Origin of the sequence: Mycobacterium sp. (assembly GCF_052144515.1) — a bacterium.
Classification (GTDB): domain Bacteria; phylum Actinomycetota; class Actinomycetes; order Mycobacteriales; family Mycobacteriaceae; genus Mycobacterium.
On the sequence record NZ_JBKQQD010000427.1, the window covers coordinates 41,844 to 59,143 of the forward strand.

Genomic DNA, 17,300 nt, shown 5'->3' on the forward strand with positions numbered 1-17,300 from the left:
GACGCGCCGCGCCTGGCGTCGCTCAGTTCGCACTGGGAGCGTGATTCAGGCTGACCGGAAGCCGGCCGTCAACGGTTACGGTTGGGCATGGCGAGGTACCGAGTAGTCCAGTGGTCGACCGGCAACATCGGCAAGCGAGCGCTCGGCATCCTGCTAGACCGCGACGACTTCGACGTGGTGGGCGTCCATGCCTTCGGCTCGGACAAGGTGGGCCGCGACGCGGGTGTGCTGGCCGACCGACCCCCGGTCGGTGTGGCCGCAACCGGTGATGCTGACGGGTTGATCGAGCTTCGACCGGATTGCGTGAACTACATGCCGCGCGTCATCGACTACGAACTGGTGACCAGGATGCTGCGCTCCGGCATCAACGTGGTCACCACGGGAGACTTCCTGACCGGCACCCATCACCCGGCCGAACTCCCGGCGCTCGAGGAGGCGGCGCGACAGGGACGCGCGACCTTCCTGGGCACAGGATTCGAGCCGGGTTTCATCAACGTCGTCGCCGGCTTCCTCACCGGCGCATGCGCACGGGTCCGCAGCGTCAAGCTTGTCGAAACGTTGGACTGCACCACCTACCCCGTACGGGAAGTATGGACGGTGCTCGGATTCGGCAAACCACCCCGTGCGCGGGTGACGCAAATCGATCCGGAGACGCAACGATACGGCCTCGGCTACTTCGAGACGCTGGACATGATCGCCGCCATGCTGGGTGCCGAACTCGACTCCAAAGAGGCATTCGTCGAGCCCGCGGTGCTGACCCGGGATCTGAATCTGGGCTGGGTGGACTACGCCACCGGCGCCGTCGGGGGCCAGCGCCGCACCTATCGCGGCTATCGCAACGGCCGCCCTGTGGTCGAGCTGGCCATCTGCTGGACCATGAGCAACGACGCGCTCGACCCGCAGTGGACCGACCCCGAGGGTTTCAGTGTGGTGATTGAAGGCGAACCCCGCGTCGACGCGACGATCCGGTTCGGCGAACCCGGACAGGACGTGATGACCGTGTTGATGGCCAGCACCGCTGTCGCTGCGGTCAACTCCATACCATTCGTCTGCGACGCGCGGCCGGGCGTCATCACTCCGATTGACTTGCCTATCACCGGATCCCATGGCGCCCTGGCGGTCTGAATTTCGCGGTTCCTACTGGCCCGGTCCTGGGATTCGCTTCGAGCGCGGCTACGCACAGCGGCTCCCCTACGCCGACGGCGAATTCGACCGGGTGCTGTCGTCGATGATGTTTCACCACCTGGACGTCGATGCGAAACCGCTGCCGCGGCAGAGATTTTCCGTGTCCTGCGACCCGGCGGCAGGCTGCATCTGGTCGACATGGGCGGCGACATGACCGCCCGCGACGGCCTGTCGGCGCGCCTCGTCCTGCAGCGCTCGCACGCGGCCGGCAACCGCGGCGACGGGATCCCCCGAGTCCTGCGTACGGCGGGTTTCGACTGCGCCGAGGTCGCCACCGAGCGGCACCGCTGCGTTGGAGACTCACCTACTATCGCGCCACCCGCCGGCCTAGCGCGCCCGCCTAAGCGTCCCCAATCAACCAGGTACGGATCGAAGGCCGCGGAACAGTCTCATGCGATGGATGTTGATCCGATAAAACAGGCTCGGAAACCAGCGATACAGATGCCAAATGATTTGCACCGCAGCGGGAAAAACGATCAGCGGCCGATTGCGACCGACGCCGTGCAGGATCGCGCGGGCCGCGGACTGGGCGCTCATCTGCGGCATTAGATAGTGGGTGCGCCGACTTAGTGTAGCCACCTGCTCGCGCGGCATATTGACCACGACCATGTTGTCGTAGATCTTCGTTTTCATATCGCCCGGACATGCCGCGCTTACCTTCACCCCAAGGTCCGCTCCCTCTGCCCGCAGCGAAAGCGAAAGCCCCACGATCCCGTGCTTGCTCGTGCAGTAGGGGATATTGCCCGGCTGGGGAACCAGCCCGCTGAGCGAGGAAATGTTGACGATGTGCCCATGGCCCTGGCGTGCCATGACCTGGTAGGCGTGCACCGTCCCATGTACGACGCCCAGCAGGTCGACATCGAGCACGCGACGCCACTGCTGCATCGAGAGGTCACGAGAGTCCCCGCCAATCGCGATGCCTGCGTTGTTGATCATGTAGTCGACGCGTCCGTATTCGGCCACCGCGCTCTCAATCAGCTGCGCCACCTCGGCTTCGTTGGCCACATCGACACGCACCGCAAGTGCCGAGCCGCCGCTTTGCTCCAGGTGCCCGGCTACCCGACGCGCGGCGTCGCCGTCGATGTCGGCGACCACGACCGTCGAGCCCCGTCGTCCGAGCTCCTCACACAACGCCTCGCCCAGACCCATTCCGCCGCCCGTGACAATCGCCACCGCGTCCTCGAACCGCTGCATAACGGGCCCTTTCCGACAAGCTGCCATGATTTACTTACAGTCGTTGTAATATTATATTAGATGTAATTGACGCGGAAGGAGACAACAGCGGCCAGCGAGATGGGTCTGCGAGAACGCAAGCGACAGCAGACCAGGCAGGAACTGATCAGCGCTGCCATGCGGCTCTTCGACGAGAGGGGCTACGAGCAGACCACGGTCGCCGAGATCGCCTCCGCCGCAGGGGTTTCCACTAAGACGTTCTTCAACTACTTCGCGAGCAAGGATGAGGTCCTTTTCCCTCACCTGTCCCACCGGATCGACGCCGCGGTGGCCATTATCGAGCAGCGCGGGCCCGATGATCAGATGGCCGATGTCCTTGTGGCAGCGATGCAGCACATGCTCGCCGACGCCCTCGCCGAGGAAGTCGACGGTGGCCTGGCGTCGGTGCGGCTGCCCATGATCGTGTCCGTGCCCGCCGTCCAAGCGGCCACCCTGCACCGCTACTTTCTGGCCGAAACTCAACTTGCCCAGGCGCTGCAGCGCGCCTACCAGGACACGCTCGACCCGGCGGCCGCTGCCGCCGTCATCGGCTCAGTCATGGGGGCAGCGATTGCCGCGGCACTCGTTTGCCTGCAAGACGCCGACACCGCCGAACAACTGCGCGCCGCAGTCGAACGCGCCATCGGTATTGCAATGCACGGAGTGCGCAACATGCCGACGAGTGCTTAGCGCTGGTCTAAGGCAACCTTCACGGCCCCGCTCTCGCCCTGGTTGGCAATCGCGAGGAAGGCATCGCGCCACCGGTCCAACGGGAAGGTGTGAGTCAGCATGGGACGCAGGTCCACCCGGCCGTCGGCCACCAGGTCGAGGTAGTGGGCGATGGCGTGTTTGCGCTGCCCGTCGATCTCCTCGAACCCGAACGCGTTGGAGCCCACCCAGCTGATCTCCTTGAAGTACAGCGGGCTCCACTCCCACCGGCCGGGCGCGTGCACACCGGCCTTCACCAACGTCCCCCGCGACGTGAGGACCCGCACCCCGACCTCGAACGTCTCCGGCTTGCCGACCGTGTCGTAGACGACGTCGATCGGTCCGGGATAGGCCATCGGCAGCCCCTGCAGCGGCTGGCGCAGCCTGCCGCCGCCCCAGGCGACCAGCTCTTCGATGACGTCCAGGCGCGGTTCGTGCGCGAGCACTTTGGTGGCCCCGAATCGGCGGGCCAGCTCCGCCTGGGCCTCGAAGCGCGCCACGACGGCCACGGCCACGTCCGGGTAGAGCGCCCGCAGGATCGCGACCGCGCACAACCCCAGCGAGCCGGCCCCGTACACCAGAACCCGGCTCGATCGGGGCGGCGGGTGGCGGGTGATCGCGTGCAGGGACACCGAGAACGGGTCGGCGAACACGGCCATCTCGTCGGGAATCGAGTCCGGCACCGCAAACAGCATGCTGTCGTGGGCCGGCATCAACTCGGCGTATCCGCCGGTCACGTCGGCCGACACCCCGGTGTGGATGCCGGGTTTGATGTCGCCGTCGGCGAAGCTCCAGCACAGGCTGTAGTCGCCCTTCTGGCAGGCGGGACACGGCGGTTCGATGCCGCGCGGCCCGCACGACAGCCACGGGTTGAGCACCACCCGCTGCCCGACCTCCACCCCGCGTGCCTTCGGCCCCACCGCCACCACGTCGGCCACCACCTCGTGGCCCATGACTTGCGGGAACGAACAGAACGCGGCCATCGCGTTGTCGACGTCGCCCTCGCCGAAGTCCATCAGGATCTGTTTGGAGTCCGACCCGCAGATGCCGGTCAACCGCGGCCGGGTGATCACCCAATCCTGGTGCAACAGCTGCGGATCGGGCACCTCGCGCAGCGCCGTCGGGGTGCGGGTCAAATTCTCGGTCAGCAGGTTCGCGTTATGGGGAACGTCGAAGGGCTCCGGCGGTACGCCGTAGACGAGCGCCTTCATCGCGGCGCCTCGCTTGTTTTGAGGGCGGCGACACCGGCGATGAACGTGTCGATGTCTGCATTTTTCACGTCAACTATTTTATTTAGGCCCATCATGTCCGGGACGTAGTGCTCGAAGCGGTCGGTGCCCAGGGCCGCGATGATGCCGTCGGCCACTTCCTCGGCCGCCACCTTGGGCCCCTGGTAGAGGGGCTCCTCGCTGCCGGGCTGGTCCCAGATCTCGGTGTCGACCGGACCCGGTTCGATCAGCTTCACCGTGACTCCGGTGCCGTGCAGGTCGACCGCCATCGCCTCGCTCCAGCCGCACAACGCGAACTTGCTTGCGCAGTAAGCGGTTTCGTGGATGATCCCGAGCCGGCCGCCGACGCTGGACACATTGACGATCATGCCGGAGCCGCGGTCGAGCATCCGCGGCAGCAGGGCCAGCGTGAGCCGCATCGGGGCGAAAAAGTTGACCCGCATGACGTCCTCGACCTCGTCAGGCACCAACTCGGTGACGGCCCGGCGTTTCGGGATCGCGGCGTTGTTGATCAGCACGTCGACGCCGCCGAGCCCGTCCCAGGCTTGCAGCGCCAATTCGCCGACGGCCGCGGTGTCGGCCAGGTCGGCGGCCCACATCGCCGAGGCCGGCGAGGTCCGCCGGCAGTCGGCCAGCACCTCATCCAGGCGATCGCGTCGGCGAGCGATCAGACCCACCACCGCTCCCTGGCTGGCCAGCTGCCTGGCCAGGGCCGCGCCCAACCCGGACGAAGCACCGGTGATGAGCATTCGTTTCCCGGCCGCCACGTACGCCATCGCTCTAGATTGCCCTGCGTGTGGCTCCGTGGGAACCCTTTGGGCCGAAAGCTCGTTATACTATCTAAGTAATAGCCTAAGTAACTGTGCCTGATAGGGGGAACGCATGACTTCCACCACCTCTCGCTACGAGGGAGACACCTGGGACCTGGCGTCCAGCGTCGGGGTGACCGCGACCATGGTCGCGGCGGCCCGCGCGATGGCTACCCGCACCGACAAACCGCTGATCAACGACCCGTTCGCGGAACCGCTGGTGCGCGCGGTCGGTGTGGACCTGCTCGCCCGGCTGGCCAGCGGGGAATTGGACCCAAGCGAATTGAACGACGCGAACGACGTTCAGGACGTACCGGACGGCGCGGCGGCGTCCGCCGGCGCCATGTCCCGCATGGCCGACAACATGGCAGTGCGCACCAAGTTCTTCGACGAGTTCTTCCTGGACGCGACCAAGGCGGGCATCAAGCAGGCCGTCATCCTGGCGTCCGGGCTGGACTCCCGCGCTTACCGGCTGACCTGGCCCGCGGGGACCGTCGTCTACGAGATCGACCAACCGCAGGTCATCGAATTCAAAACCCAAACCCTTGCCAAGTTGGGCGCCGCACCCACCGCCGACCGGCGCGTGGTAGCCATCGATCTGCGCGACGACTGGCCGGCCGCGCTGCGCGCCGCCGAATTCGACCCCGAGCAGCCGACCGCGTGGAGCGCCGAGGGCCTGCTCGGCTACCTGCCCCCGGAGGCGCAGGACCGCCTGCTGGACACCATCACCGAGCTCAGCGCGCCGGGCAGCCGGTTCGCCACCGAGAGTGCGCGCAACATCGAACCCGGCGACGAGGAGAAGATGAAGGAACGCATGCAGCGAATCGCCGAGCGCTGGCGTGCCCACGGTTTCGACCTCGACATGACCGGCCTGGTCTACTTCGGCGACCGCAACGAGGCGGCGCCCTACCTGGCCGACCACGGTTGGCAGCTGACCACCAGCAGCGTGCGGGATCTCTTCGCGGCCAACGGACTTCCGCCCTTCGACGACGACGATGTCCGCATGGGCGACCTGCTCTACGTCAGCGGCACGCTCGACAAGAACAACGACTAGGAGCCATTCCAATGACGACCAATTCGGGACGTACCGACGGTGACACCTGGGGACCCGCGTCCAGCGTGGGAGCGACGGCCACCATGGTCGCGGCATCACGCGCCGTGGCGTCGCAGGGACCCAATGCGCTACTTGACGATCCGCTGGCCGATCCGCTGGTCCGCGCCGTGGGGCTGGATCCTTTCATCCGCATCATCGACGGCGAGATCGATTTCGAGGACGACCCGGTATTCAACCGCAAAGCCAGGACCGAGCAGATGGCGGTGCGCACCAGGTTCTTCGACGACTTCTTCACCGGCGCAACCAGAGACGGTGTGCGGCAGGCGGTGATCCTGGCTTCCGGCCTGGACACCAGGGCCTACCGATTGCGGTGGCCGGCCGGCACGGTGGTCTACGAGATCGACCAGCCGCAGGTGGTCGCGTTCAAAACCAACACGCTGGCCGACCTCGGCGCCGCCCCGACCTGCGAGCGGCGCACGATCAGCATCGACCTGCGCGACGACTGGCCCGCGGCACTGGCCGACGGCGGTTTTGACGTCACGCAGCCGACCGCGTGGAGCGCCGAAGGCCTGCTGCCCTACCTGCCGCCCGAGGCGCAAGACCGACTGTTCGACAACATCACCGCGCTCAGCGCGCCGGGCAGCCGGCTGGCCACCGAGCACGTCCCCGACCCGAACGCATTCTCCGATGAGCGCGTCCAGCGCATCTCCGAGCGGTGGCAGCGCTTCGGATTCGACCTCAACGCGGCCGACCTGTTCTACCGCGGCGAGCGCAACATCGTCCTCGACTACCTGACCACCCACGGCTGGCAGGTGACACCCCATCCCGCCAGGGAGTTGTACGCCCACAATGGGTTCGAATTTCCCGAGGACGAGATGGCGGGCGTGTTCGGCGAAATGAGCTACGTCGAAGCGACCCTCAAATAGCCCCTGATAAGGGCCTGGCTAGGGTTGCGTCATGCCACGCACTGACGACGACGATTGGGATCTGGCGTCCAGCGTCGGCGCCACCGCGACCTTCGTCGCCTCCGGGCGCGCGATGGCAACGAAGGATCCCCGCGGTTTGATCAACGACCCGTTCGCCGAGCCCTTGGTGCGCGCGGTCGGGTTGGATTTCTTCACCAAGATGATGGACGGTGAGCTCGACATCTCGACGATCGAGAACGCGTCTGCACGGATGCAGGCGATTACCGACGGAATGGCGGTGCGCACCAAGTACTTCGACGACTACTTCATCGACGCCACCAACAACGGCGTGCGGCAAGCCGTGATCCTCGCGTCCGGGTTGGACGCGAGGGCTTACCGACTGCCCTGGCCAGCCGGGACGGTGGTCTATGAGCTCGATCAACCGCAGGTGATCGACTTCAAGACAACCACTTTGGCCGGCATCGGCGCCGAACCGGTCACCACTCGGCGCACCATCCCCATCGATCTGCGCCAAGACTGGCCCGCGGCGCTCAAGGCAGCCGGACTGGACCTGACGGCACCGACCGCGTGGCTGGCCGAGGGCCTGCTGATCTACCTGCCCCCGGACGCCCAGGATCGGTTGTTCGACAACATCACCGCGCTGAGCGCGCCGGGCAGCACGATCGCCACCGAATTCGTGCCCGGGATAATCGATTTCGATCCCGACCAGGTGCGCGAAAAGATGGCGGGTACCTTCCGCGACCACGGCGTGGACGTCGACATGGCGTCGCTGGTCTATCCCGGCGAGCGCAACCACGTCGTCGACTATCTGCGGTCCAAGGGCTGGGACGTCGAGGGCGTGACGCGCGCAGAACTGTTCCAACGCAACGGCATCGAGGTGCCGGCCCCCGACATCGACGACCCACTGGGCGAAATCATCTTCATCAGCGGCGCACTTGCCGGCTGACAGCCGGCTAAAACTGTGACTGCCCCAGCCACAGCACGCTGGCACCGCTCAGCGTCTGCTCAACCTGTCGGAGCATCCCGGACACCGTGCGGCCCAGCACCGCGCCCACCGCATCCGGCAGCGACGCGGCGGCCGGCTGCGACGATGCACGGGGCCGCACCAGGTCCAGCAACGACGAGCCCGGGTAGCTCACGAGCCGGACGTCGGCATCCTCGTCCAGGCCGGCCAGCACTTTGGCTCGCCGCACCGCCGTCCGAAATCCACCGAGCTCGTCGACCAAACCGCGCTCCAGAGCGTCGGCCCCGGTCCAGATCCGGCCGCGCGCAACAGCATCCACGGCTTCGGCGCTCAGGTTGCGGCCTGCGGCGACGCGTTCCACGAAATCGGCATAGAACAGGTCCGCCTCGGCTTCCCTGTCCGCCTGCTGCTCCGGCGTGAACAGCTCGTCAACCGACCAGACATCGGCATTGGCGTTGGTGCGCACGGTATCTGACCCGACTCCCAGCCGCTCCTTGAGGTCGCGAACCACCAGCTTGCCGCTCATCACGCCGATCGAACCGGTGATCGTGCCCGGGTTGGCCACGATCGCGTCGGCGTCCATCGAGACGTAGTAGCCGCCAGAGGCCGCCATCGCACCCATCGACGCCACCACCGGCTTGCCCCGTTCGCGGGCCCTTTTCACCTCACGCCAGATGGTCTCCGATGCGGTGACCGATCCGCCAGGGCTGTCCACCCGCAGTACGATCGCGGACACCGAATCGTCGGCGGCAACCTCCCGCAGTGCCGCCGCGATGGTGTCAGCACCGGCGTTCGAGGAGCCGAGCGGCAGGAATTGCCGCCCGCCACGCCCGTTGACGATCGCGCCCTCCAGAGTGACCACGGCGATCGCCGGCTTGGACCGGCGACCGGGAATCGACGGCGCGGGCGGCGCAAGCCGCGACCGGGCGGCACCCGCGTAGCGCGACAGGTAGAGCCGCGGTGCGGCCTCTTGGTCGGAAACATCCTCCACGTCAACCAGTTCCGCAATGCGGGCATAGGCTTCGTCACGGAATCCGATCCGGTCCACCAGACCGGATTCCACGGCGTCACTGCGCAATAACGGTGCCCGGTCGGCCAGCGCATCGAGCGCACCCGCGTCGATGTTGCGTGATTCGGCGACCGCCTGCCACACCTGGTCCTGCAGGCTTTCCAGCATCCGGGTGACGGCCTCGCGGTGGGCCTCGGTGAAGCGCGCTTGAGTGAAAAGGTTTGCCGCCGACTTGTATTCGCCACGCGCGGTGAACTGGGCTTCGATCCCCGCCTTGTCGAGCGCGTCGCGCAGGAAGGTGGCACTGCTGGCGAAGCCGATGAGCCCGACGCTTCCCGACGGCTGCATCCAGACTTCACCGAATGCCGAAGCCAGGTAGTAGGACAGCGTCCCCGGATAGGTTTCTGCCCAGGCCAGTGACGGCTTGACGGCGCTGAAAGCCGCGATGGCTTCGCGCAGTTCTTGAACCGCGCCCACCGGCGACGCCGCAAGCTGCACGCGGGCAATCAGCCCGGCAACGCGTGGATCCTCGGCGGCACGGTGGATCGCGGCGACGGCGTCGCGCAGGGCCATCGCCCGGCCACCCCCGGTGACGAACGCCAGGGGGTCAAAGCCCGTCGTCTCCGGCGGCACCGATTGCAGGTTGAATTCGAGCACGCAGCCACTGGGTATGCCGTGGTGGCGGGCGGTGTCGACCCGGTTGACCAGGGCGCGCACGTCCTCACCCAAGTTCAAGACGCCGGGAACAGAAGGCAGAAAACCGAACATGTCCGCAAGCCTACCGATCCGCCGCCGTACGGTGCTGGGGTGAGGTTTTCCATCGCTATCCCCCAATTCGATTCCGATAGCTTCGATGCCGCCGGGCTGCGCGCGTATCTTGCGCGTGCCGAGGAGCTTGGTTTCGAGGGCGGTTGGGTGCTCGAGCAGACCATCGGCCAGGCACCGCTGCTGGCACCGCTGGAGCTGCTCGCGTATTGCGCCGCCTGCACCGAGCGACTGCGCCTGGGTGTCGCCGTCCTGGTGTCGTCGTTGCATGAGCCGCTGCAGTTGGCCTCGGCCATCACGGCCGTCGACCGGCTCAGTCACGGCCGGCTGGACGTCGGCGTCGCACCGGGCGGCGGGGCCCGCCAGTTCGCCGCCTTCGGCGTGGACAAGGACACGTTCATCAGCTATTTCACCGAGGGCCTACAGCTGATGAAGGCGGCCTGGTCGGACGAACCCAGGGTGACGTTCCACGGCCGGTTCCGCGACGTCGATGACCTTCCCGTCCAGCCGAAGCCGGTGCAGCGACCGCACCCGCCGATCTGGTTCGGCGGGCTTGCTCCCAAGGCCCTGGCCAGGGCGGTGCGCCACGGTGACTCGTTTTTGGGCGCGGGCTCGTCGACCACCGAGGCCTTTGCCGGGGCCGTCAAGATAGTCCGCAGCGAGCTCGCCGAACAGGGCAAGGACTCCACGCACTTCACCATCGGCAAGCGGGTCTATCTGATGCTTGACGACGATGCCGCGAAAGCCCGCGACCGGGTGCTCGCCGGGCTGCAGCGCATCTACGGACAGATGCCCGGCATCGATGCGGTCCCGGTGTCCGGCACACCCGACGACGTCGCCCGCGGGCTGCGTGAGGTGATCGACGCCGGCGCCGAGATGCTGCTACTCAATCCTGTCGGCGCCGACGTTCCGGAGAACCGAGAACAGATGGAACGCCTTGCTGCAGAGGTGATTCCGCAGCTGGGTTAGCCGCGGCGAGCGGTACTAAAGTTCCGTGGCCGAGCCGCCCGCTGCGGTGATCTTTTCGCGCGCGCTGCCGCTGAACTTGTGCGCGGTCAGGTCGACCTTGACGCTCAGCTCGCCGTTGCCGAGGACCTTGACCAGAGAGTTCTTGCGAACGGCTCCCTTGGCCACCAGATCGTCCACGCCGATGGCGCCGCCCTTGGGGAACAGCCGGCTGATGTCACCGACATTGACGATCTCGTATTCGGTGCGGAACCGGTTGCGGAAGCCCTTGAGCTTGGGCAGCCGCATGTGGATCGGCATCTGCCCGCCCTCGAACCGCACCGGCACGTTCTTGCGTGCCCCGGTGCCCTTGGTGCCACGGCCCGCGGTCTTGCCCTTGGAACCCTCACCACGACCGACCCGGGTGCGAGCAGTTTTCGACCCCGGCGCCGGCTTCAGGTCGTGCAGCTTGATGGTCACTTGGCCTCCTCCACCTCGACGAGGTGACGCACCACCGCAATGAGTCCGCGGGTCTGTGGGCTGTCATCGCGGATCACCGAATGGCGAATCCGCCGCAGGCCCAGGGTGCGCAGGCTCTCGCGCTGCTTGAAGCGTGCGCCAATCGTGCTACGCACCTGGGTGATCTTGAGTTGGGTCATGGCTGTACCGTTCCCTCCCGCGCAGCACTGGCAGCCAGCGCTTCGCTTTCCCGTCGCGCCTTCAGCATCCCGGCCGGTGCCACGTCCTCGATCGGCAGTCCCCGGCGGGCGGCCACCTCTTCGGGACGCTGCAGCAGCTTGAGGGCGGCCACGGTGGCGTGCACCACGTTGATCGCGTTGTCGCTGCCCAACGATTTGGACAGGATGTCGTGTACCCCAGCGCATTCCAGCACCGCGCGCGCCGCGCCGCCGGCGATCACACCGGTACCCGGGCTGGCCGGACGCAACAGCACGACGCCGGCGGCTTTCTCACCCTGCACCGGGTGCGTGATGGTCCCGCCGATCAGCGGCACCCGGAAGAAGCCCTTGCGCGCCTCCTCGACGCCCTTGGCGATCGCGGCCGGGACTTCCTTGGCCTTGCCGTAGCCCACACCAACCATGCCGTTGCCGTCACCGACGATGACCAACGCGGTGAAGCTGAATCGCCGGCCACCCTTGACCACCTTGGAGACCCGGTTGATCGCGACGACCCGTTCCAGGTAGTTGCTCTTCTCACCGTCGCGGTCGCGGCTGCGGCCGCTGTCGCGGCGGCCACGGCTATCGCGGCTGTCACGGCTGTCACCGCGCCCGTCACGGCTGTCACCGCGGGTGTCGACCTGCGGCCCGCCCGGCTGCTCCGACATTATGCGGTCCTTCCAGTATTGCGTGTCATCAGAACTTCAATCCGTTCTCGCGGGCGGCATCGGCCAGCGCCGCGATCCGTCCCCCGTAGCTGTAGCCGCCACGGTCGAATACCACCGTGTCGACGCCGGCCGCCTTGGCACGCTCGGCGATCAATTGGCCGACTCGCACGCTGCGGGCTTTCTTGTCGCCGTCGACGCCGCGCACGTCGGCCTCAATCGACGACGCGGCGGCCAACGTGGTGCCATTTTCGTCGTTGACCAGTTGCACGTGGATGTGCCGCGCGGACCGGTTCACCACCAGCCGTGGGCGCTGCGTGGTGCCCGCGACCTTTTTACGCAGCCGTGCGTGCCTGCGCAGCCGGGAGACGCGTCGAGTCGCGGATACGCTCTGCCCCACAGGCTTTCGCGCCGCGTTGTCAGCTTTTGATTGCGCCATGACTACTTACCTGTCTTTCCGACCTTGCGGCGGACCTGCTCACCTTCGTAACGCACGCCCTTGCCCTTGTACGGGTCGGGACGGCGCAGACGGCGGATGTTCGCCGAGATCTGACCGACCTTCTGCTTGTCGATCCCGGTGATGGTGAACTTCGTCGGTGACTGAACGGAAAACGTGATGCCGTATGGGGCCTCGACGACCACGGGGTGGCTGTAGCCCAGTGCGAACTCCAGGTTGGAACCCTTGAGCTGCACGCGGTAACCGACGCCGAAGATTTCCATGTTGGTGGTGTAACCCTGCGTCACACCGGTGACGAGGTTGGACACCAGCGTGCGCGACAGCCCGTGCAGTGAGCGGTTGTGCCGCTCATCGTCGGGACGGGTGACCACGATCGCGCCATCGTCGTTGCGCGCCACCATGATCGGCTCGGCGACCGTCAAACTCAGGGTGCCCTTGGGTCCCTTCACCGAGACGTTCTGACCCTCGATCGTTACGTCGACTCCGGCGGGAACCGGAACCGGCTGCTTACCAATGCGCGACATATCTACGCTGCCTCTCCCGTTACCAGACGTACGCGAGGACTTCGCCGCCCACGCCATGTCTGGCTGCCTGACGGTCGGTGAGCAGGCCCGAGGAGGTCGAGATGATCGCCACGCCCAGGCCGCCGAGCACCCGCGGCAAGTTGTTGGATTTCGCGTACACCCGCAAACCCGGCTTGGACACGCGGCGCAGACCGGCGATGCTGCGCTCCCTGCTGGGCCCGTACTTGAGCTGGACGACCAGAGACTTGCCGACCCGGGCGTCTTCGGTGTGGTAGTCGGTGATGTAGCCCTCGGCCTTGAGGATCTGGGCGATATTGGCCTTGAGCTTGGAGTGCGGCAGGCTCACCTCGTCGTGATACGCCGAATTGGCGTTGCGCAGACGCGTCAAGAAGTCCGCGATCGGGTCCGTCATCGTCATAGTGTTTAGTCCTGTTGTCCCGTTACCAGCTGCTCTTCTGCACACCGGGCAATTCACCCGCGTGGGCCATCTCGCGCAGGCAGATCCTGCACAGCCCGAACTTGCGGAACACCGCACGTGGGCGGCCGCACCTGTTGCAGCGGGTGTAGCCGCGCACCGCGAACTTCGGTTTGCGTGCGGCCTTGTTAACCAGTGCCTTCTTCGCCATTGCTCATGCTCCCCTTTGAGGTTCTTCCTTGAACGGAAAGCCGAGGGCCCGCAACAGCGCTCGCCCTTCGTCGTCGGTCGTCGCCGAGGTGACGACGTTGATGTCCATGCCGCGGACCCGGTCGATCTTGTCCACGTCGATCTCGTGGAACACCGACTGCTCGGCCAGCCCGAAGGTGTAGTTGCCGACACCGTCGAACTGCTTGGGCGAAAGCCCGCGGAAGTCACGAATACGTGGCAGCGCAATCGACGTGAGCCGGTCCAGGAACTCCCACATCCGGTCCCCGCGCAAGGTAACCCGGACACCGATCGGCATGCCCTCGCGCAATTTGAACTGCGCAATCGATACGCGCGCCTTACGGATTTCCGGCCGTTGCCCGGTGATCAGCGCCAGGTCGTTGACCGCGCCGTTGACCAGCTTGGCGTCTCGGGCCGCTTCGCCGACGCCCATGTTGACGACAACCTTGGTGACGGCTGGGATCTGCATGACGTTGCCGTAACCGAACTGCTTGTGCAGCGCGTCGCGAATCTCGTTGCGGTAGCGCTCCTTCAGGCGCGGCTGAACCTTCTCTGCAGTAGTCATCAGATGTCCTTGCCGTTGCGCTTGGAGATACGGACCCGCTTGCCGGTCTCCTCGTCCACCCGGTAGCCGATTCGGGTGGGCTTGCCGTCCGAGTCGACGACCATCACGTTGGAGACGTGGATCGGGGCTTCCTGGGTGACGATGCCGCCCGAGCGGGCTCCGCGCTGGGTGGTCGAAACGGCGGTGTGCTTCTTGATCCGGTTGACGCCCTCGACCAGCACCCGATTACGGGTCGGGTAGGCCTGCAAGACTTTGCCCTTGGCCCCTTTATCTTTGCCGGCGATAACCAAGACGGTGTCGCCCTTGTGGACCTTCATCTACAACACCTCCGGGGCCAACGAGATGATCTTCATGAATCGCTTCTCACGCAATTCGCGGCCGACCGGACCGAAGATACGGGTCCCGCGGGGGTCGTTGTCGGGCTTGATGATCACCGCGGCGTTCTCGTCGAACTTGATGTAGCTGCCATCGGCACGCCTGCGCTCCTTGACGGTGCGCACCACCACGGCCTTGACGATCTCACCACGCTTGACGTTGCCGCCGGGAATGGCCTCCTTGACGGTGGCGACGATCACGTCACCGATGCCGGCGTAACGTCGCGATGAGCCGCCGAGCACCCGGATGCACAAGATCTCCCTGGCGCCGGTGTTGTCGGCGACCTTCAGCCGCGATTCCTGCTGAATCACTCGATCTCCTGACCTGGTTCACGTGTGCACGGCAGGAGAAAACAGCTCAGTGAGCACCTGACGTGCGCGGTCTTTGTTACCGAAGAGCACGCGGGGCCAATAACGTTTGCACGCATCAGCCGAGGTCTGCTCAAGGCAACCCCTGGAGTCTAGGGGAAGAGCTGCTCAGCGCCAAATTTCTACCGAGCTGAGCCGGTTTCCCTTAGCTGGAATGCCGGTACCACGCGGCGACATACAGGACCAGCGCTGTGGCCAGCGCGATCAGTACCCAAATCACGACGGCTTGATCGATCCACGAACCCGCCGGAGGGCTGCCGGGCAGGATATTTCGCAGCGGCACCACGGCGAACAGCATCGCGGCGTACCAGGTGGAAAACGGCGGCAAGAATTGTCTCCGGCCGGTCAGCATCTGAATGGCCACGAACAGTGCCAGCGTCGGCAGGGTGATGAGGACCAGACAGATCCCCAGGTCGAAGACCAGCGGCCCCTTGGCCCGATGCAGGGTGATGATGACGTTGTCCGGGCGATCGGGGTCGTCCTTATTGCGCGCAACCCGCGTGACGGCGATGTCCCAGCCTTCCAGCGATCCCGTCACCTCGACCCGGCCGGGCTTGTACTGGCGATTTTCGCCTGTCCCCACGAGGACATCCGCCTGGATGGTGTCGGTCTTGTACGAGTCGAACGGCCAGTCGCCCGGGTCACCGTGGGCCTCAATGGTGGTGGCTACCTGCGCCGGCAACTTCCCCACCGGGTACTGCAAATCTCCCAGGTCGTTCTGCGGGAAGAACCGCGCGGAGGTGTCGGTGTTCAGCACGTTGAAGTGTTTGTCGATCATCGAATCGTCGGGCATCACCAGCACCTTCACATCGAGGCGATTTGCCACGCTGTGCAGCTGCTCGAAGCGCACCAGAACCACCGTGCCGTCGGTGGTGTTGAGGACCGGCTCGGGGAGCGGACCCGGCGGTGGCCAGCCAGTGGTAGCCGAGCAGCGACAGGACGTAGACAACGACGACGCCGGCGATGATGGAGACATCGAGCAGGAAATGTCGTCGTCTGGGTTTGCGCGCCGGCCGCTCGGGCTGCTCGGGCGCCGGGGGCTGCGGCGCCGGCGCGGCAGGCACAGCCACGGTCCCGGCCAGGTGCAGCTCCGGCCTCACCTCAGCGGGGCGATCACCCGCAGCCGCAGCTGAGCCGCTGATGATTGACACGAAGCAAGACGCTATCAACGAGCGTGTTTGCTGGCTCCGTGAAGAACAGTACCCTTACAAGCTTTTAACAGCGCCGATACGAGCGGCGGCGAAATCAATCGCCTTGCCGGACCCAGGCGAGGATGTACAGGCTCATCGCCGTCACCAGCCCGATCAGCACCCACTGCACAATGGCTTGGTCGATCCACGAGCCGGGCGGTGGGGCGCCGGGAAGGATGTTGCGCAGCGGGACGATGGCAAACAGATTCGCGGCGTACCACGTCGCGAACGGCGGCAAGAATTTCCTCCTGCCCAGCACCATCGGAATGGCCACCAACAGCGCCAAGGTGGGCAGGGCGATGAGGACCAGGCAGATGCCCAGGTCGAAGATCAGCGGGCCCTTGGCCCTCCTCAGAGTGATGACCACGTTCCCGTTGTCCGAACCTCGTTGGGTTGGGAGCGCGGCGGGGTCATGAACCCGGTTGACGCTGACGTCCCACCCGTCCAAATCTCCGGTTACTTCGACGCGGGCAGGTACCTTCTTGATGTTGTCGCCGGACCCGACGAACGCATCGGCCGAGATCGGCTCCGTGCTGTACGTGTCGAAGGGCCAGTTACCGACGTCGCCGTGCGCCTCGACGGTGGTGCTGAGTTGCGCCGGTGCCTTTCCTTTCGGGTAATGCAGATCCCCCAGGTCGCTCGTTGGATACAGGCGCACGGCTACGTCGGTCGCCAGCACGTCGAAGCGGTTGTCGTAGGCCGAAATCCCTGGGTAGACAAGCACATTCACCGTGAGGCGATTGGCGGTGGGTTTCAGCTCCTCGAGGCGCAGCTGCACGATGGTCGCATCGCCGCCGCCCTGGCTCAGGTCCAGTGGAGGAAGCGGGGCCTCTGCTTCTTGCAGCTGGTGGACGCCCAGCAGCGACAGGACATACACGGTGATGACGGCCATCAGAATGATCACGCCGATAACGATGCGCGGTCTGCTCCGCTTCTTCGGCGGCGCCGGAGGGGACGTTGGCGGCGATTCCTCCGCCGGCGGCGGCGGAGCCTCGGAGGTCTTAGTTGGCGGAGCCTCAGCGGTCGTTGGCGC

Annotated in this window: 22 protein-coding genes and 1 pseudogene; 7 read left to right on the top strand and 16 right to left on the bottom strand. The window is 66.0% G+C overall.

Annotation, left to right across the window (positions count from 1 at the left end):
• The first annotated feature begins 87 nt into the window (after window positions 1–87).
• Window positions 88–1,125: an NAD(P)H-dependent amine dehydrogenase family protein gene (locus ACLP9N_RS28850; protein WP_442410562.1), complete on the top strand. Its 1,038-nt coding sequence runs from the start codon at window positions 88–90 to the stop codon at window positions 1,123–1,125.
• Window positions 1,106–1,339 carry a class I SAM-dependent methyltransferase gene (locus ACLP9N_RS28855; RefSeq protein WP_442410563.1) on the top strand — a complete coding sequence of 78 codons (234 nt, stop codon included), beginning with the start codon at window positions 1,106–1,108 and terminating at the stop codon, window positions 1,337–1,339. Before ACLP9N_RS28850 ends, ACLP9N_RS28855 begins: the two co-directional genes overlap by 20 nt.
• A 200-nt stretch (window positions 1,340–1,539) precedes the next feature.
• On the opposite strand, the gene ACLP9N_RS28860 is transcribed toward ACLP9N_RS28855, so the two are convergent.
• Entirely contained in the window at window positions 1,540–2,406 is an 867-nt protein-coding gene (locus tag ACLP9N_RS28860; RefSeq protein WP_442410564.1) for an SDR family NAD(P)-dependent oxidoreductase, read from the bottom strand.
• A 39-nt stretch (window positions 2,407–2,445) separates the two neighbouring features.
• On the opposite strand from ACLP9N_RS28860, the gene ACLP9N_RS28865 reads away from it, so the two are divergent.
• On the top strand, window positions 2,446–3,087 hold the full coding sequence (locus ACLP9N_RS28865; protein ID WP_442410565.1) for a TetR/AcrR family transcriptional regulator: 642 nt from the start codon (window positions 2,446–2,448) through the stop codon (window positions 3,085–3,087).
• Here the strand turns inward: ACLP9N_RS28865 and ACLP9N_RS28870 are convergent.
• Together ACLP9N_RS28870 and ACLP9N_RS28875 are read right to left on the bottom strand one after the other, a co-directional pair.
• Window positions 3,084–4,316 carry a zinc-dependent alcohol dehydrogenase gene (locus ACLP9N_RS28870; protein WP_442410566.1) on the bottom strand — a complete coding sequence of 411 codons (1,233 nt, stop codon included), beginning with the start codon at window positions 4,314–4,316 and terminating at the stop codon, window positions 3,084–3,086. The genes ACLP9N_RS28865 and ACLP9N_RS28870 overlap by 4 nt on opposite strands.
• Window positions 4,313–5,110 carry an SDR family NAD(P)-dependent oxidoreductase gene (locus ACLP9N_RS28875; protein ID WP_442410567.1) on the bottom strand — a complete coding sequence of 266 codons (798 nt, stop codon included), beginning with the start codon at window positions 5,108–5,110 and terminating at the stop codon, window positions 4,313–4,315. The genes ACLP9N_RS28870 and ACLP9N_RS28875 overlap by 4 nt, the downstream gene beginning before the upstream one ends.
• 106 nt (window positions 5,111–5,216) lie before the next feature.
• On the opposite strand from ACLP9N_RS28875, the gene ACLP9N_RS28880 reads away from it, so the two are divergent.
• Genes ACLP9N_RS28880 through ACLP9N_RS28890 form a run of 3 tightly spaced genes read left to right on the top strand, consistent with a single transcriptional unit; the run spans window position 5,217 to window position 8,069 of the window.
• Entirely contained in the window at window positions 5,217–6,197 is a 981-nt protein-coding gene (locus ACLP9N_RS28880) for a class I SAM-dependent methyltransferase (RefSeq protein WP_442410568.1), read from the top strand.
• Window positions 6,198–6,208: 11 nt separating this feature from the next.
• Window positions 6,209–7,123 carry a class I SAM-dependent methyltransferase gene (locus ACLP9N_RS28885; protein ID WP_442410569.1) on the top strand — a complete coding sequence of 305 codons (915 nt, stop codon included), beginning with the start codon at window positions 6,209–6,211 and terminating at the stop codon, window positions 7,121–7,123.
• Between the two features lie 31 nt (window positions 7,124–7,154).
• A complete protein-coding gene (locus tag ACLP9N_RS28890; RefSeq protein ID WP_442410570.1) occupies window positions 7,155–8,069 on the top strand; it encodes a class I SAM-dependent methyltransferase in 915 nt (304 codons plus the stop codon).
• Between the two features lie 7 nt (window positions 8,070–8,076).
• Here the strand turns inward: ACLP9N_RS28890 and sppA are convergent, their stop codons facing one another.
• Window positions 8,077–9,864, bottom strand: a complete 1,788-nt coding sequence (gene sppA / locus ACLP9N_RS28895; protein WP_442410571.1) for a signal peptide peptidase SppA — start codon at window positions 9,862–9,864, stop codon at window positions 8,077–8,079.
• Between the two features lie 39 nt (window positions 9,865–9,903).
• On the opposite strand from sppA, the gene ACLP9N_RS28900 reads away from it, so the two are divergent.
• A complete protein-coding gene (locus ACLP9N_RS28900; RefSeq protein WP_442410572.1) occupies window positions 9,904–10,830 on the top strand; it encodes an LLM class flavin-dependent oxidoreductase in 927 nt (308 codons plus the stop codon).
• 15 nt (window positions 10,831–10,845) lie between these two features.
• On the opposite strand, the gene rplO is transcribed toward ACLP9N_RS28900, so the two are convergent.
• The 12 genes and pseudogenes from rplO to ACLP9N_RS28960 all read right to left on the bottom strand — a co-directional run bounded on the left by rplO (window position 10,846) and on the right by ACLP9N_RS28960 (window position 17,159).
• Entirely contained in the window at window positions 10,846–11,286 is a 441-nt protein-coding gene (rplO, locus tag ACLP9N_RS28905) for a 50S ribosomal protein L15 (protein ID WP_442410573.1), read from the bottom strand.
• Complete coding sequence (rpmD, locus tag ACLP9N_RS28910; protein WP_442410574.1) at window positions 11,283–11,465, bottom strand: 50S ribosomal protein L30; 183 nt, start codon at window positions 11,463–11,465, stop codon at window positions 11,283–11,285. The genes rplO and rpmD overlap by 4 nt, the downstream gene beginning before the upstream one ends.
• Window positions 11,462–12,148 (bottom strand): 30S ribosomal protein S5, encoded by a 687-nt coding sequence (gene rpsE / locus ACLP9N_RS28915; protein WP_442410575.1) that lies wholly within the window; start codon window positions 12,146–12,148, stop codon window positions 11,462–11,464. The genes rpmD and rpsE overlap by 4 nt, the downstream gene beginning before the upstream one ends.
• Before the next feature lie 28 nt (window positions 12,149–12,176).
• Complete coding sequence (gene rplR / locus ACLP9N_RS28920; protein ID WP_442410618.1) at window positions 12,177–12,545, bottom strand: 50S ribosomal protein L18; 369 nt, start codon at window positions 12,543–12,545, stop codon at window positions 12,177–12,179.
• Window positions 12,546–12,586: 41 nt separating this feature from the next.
• On the bottom strand, window positions 12,587–13,126 hold the full coding sequence (gene rplF, locus ACLP9N_RS28925; protein ID WP_442410576.1) for a 50S ribosomal protein L6: 540 nt from the start codon (window positions 13,124–13,126) through the stop codon (window positions 12,587–12,589).
• Window positions 13,127–13,145: 19 nt separating this feature from the next.
• Entirely contained in the window at window positions 13,146–13,544 is a 399-nt protein-coding gene (gene rpsH / locus ACLP9N_RS28930; RefSeq protein ID WP_442410577.1) for a 30S ribosomal protein S8, read from the bottom strand.
• A gap of 22 nt (window positions 13,545–13,566) precedes the next feature.
• Window positions 13,567–13,752, bottom strand: a complete 186-nt coding sequence (locus ACLP9N_RS28935) for a type Z 30S ribosomal protein S14 (RefSeq protein ID WP_007167851.1) — start codon at window positions 13,750–13,752, stop codon at window positions 13,567–13,569.
• A gap of 3 nt (window positions 13,753–13,755) precedes the next feature.
• Window positions 13,756–14,334 (bottom strand): 50S ribosomal protein L5, encoded by a 579-nt coding sequence (rplE, locus tag ACLP9N_RS28940; RefSeq protein ID WP_442410578.1) that lies wholly within the window; start codon window positions 14,332–14,334, stop codon window positions 13,756–13,758.
• Entirely contained in the window at window positions 14,334–14,651 is a 318-nt protein-coding gene (gene rplX, locus ACLP9N_RS28945) for a 50S ribosomal protein L24 (protein ID WP_442410579.1), read from the bottom strand. Before rplX ends, rplE begins: the two co-directional genes overlap by 1 nt.
• Window positions 14,652–15,020: a 50S ribosomal protein L14 gene (gene rplN / locus ACLP9N_RS28950; protein WP_442410580.1), complete on the bottom strand. Its 369-nt coding sequence runs from the start codon at window positions 15,018–15,020 to the stop codon at window positions 14,652–14,654.
• Between the two features lie 202 nt (window positions 15,021–15,222).
• Window positions 15,223–16,165, bottom strand: a pseudogene (locus ACLP9N_RS28955) (DUF4436 domain-containing protein).
• Between the two features lie 157 nt (window positions 16,166–16,322).
• Entirely contained in the window at window positions 16,323–17,159 is an 837-nt protein-coding gene (locus ACLP9N_RS28960) for a DUF4436 domain-containing protein (RefSeq protein ID WP_442410619.1), read from the bottom strand.
• Window positions 17,160–17,300: the final 141 nt, after the last annotated feature.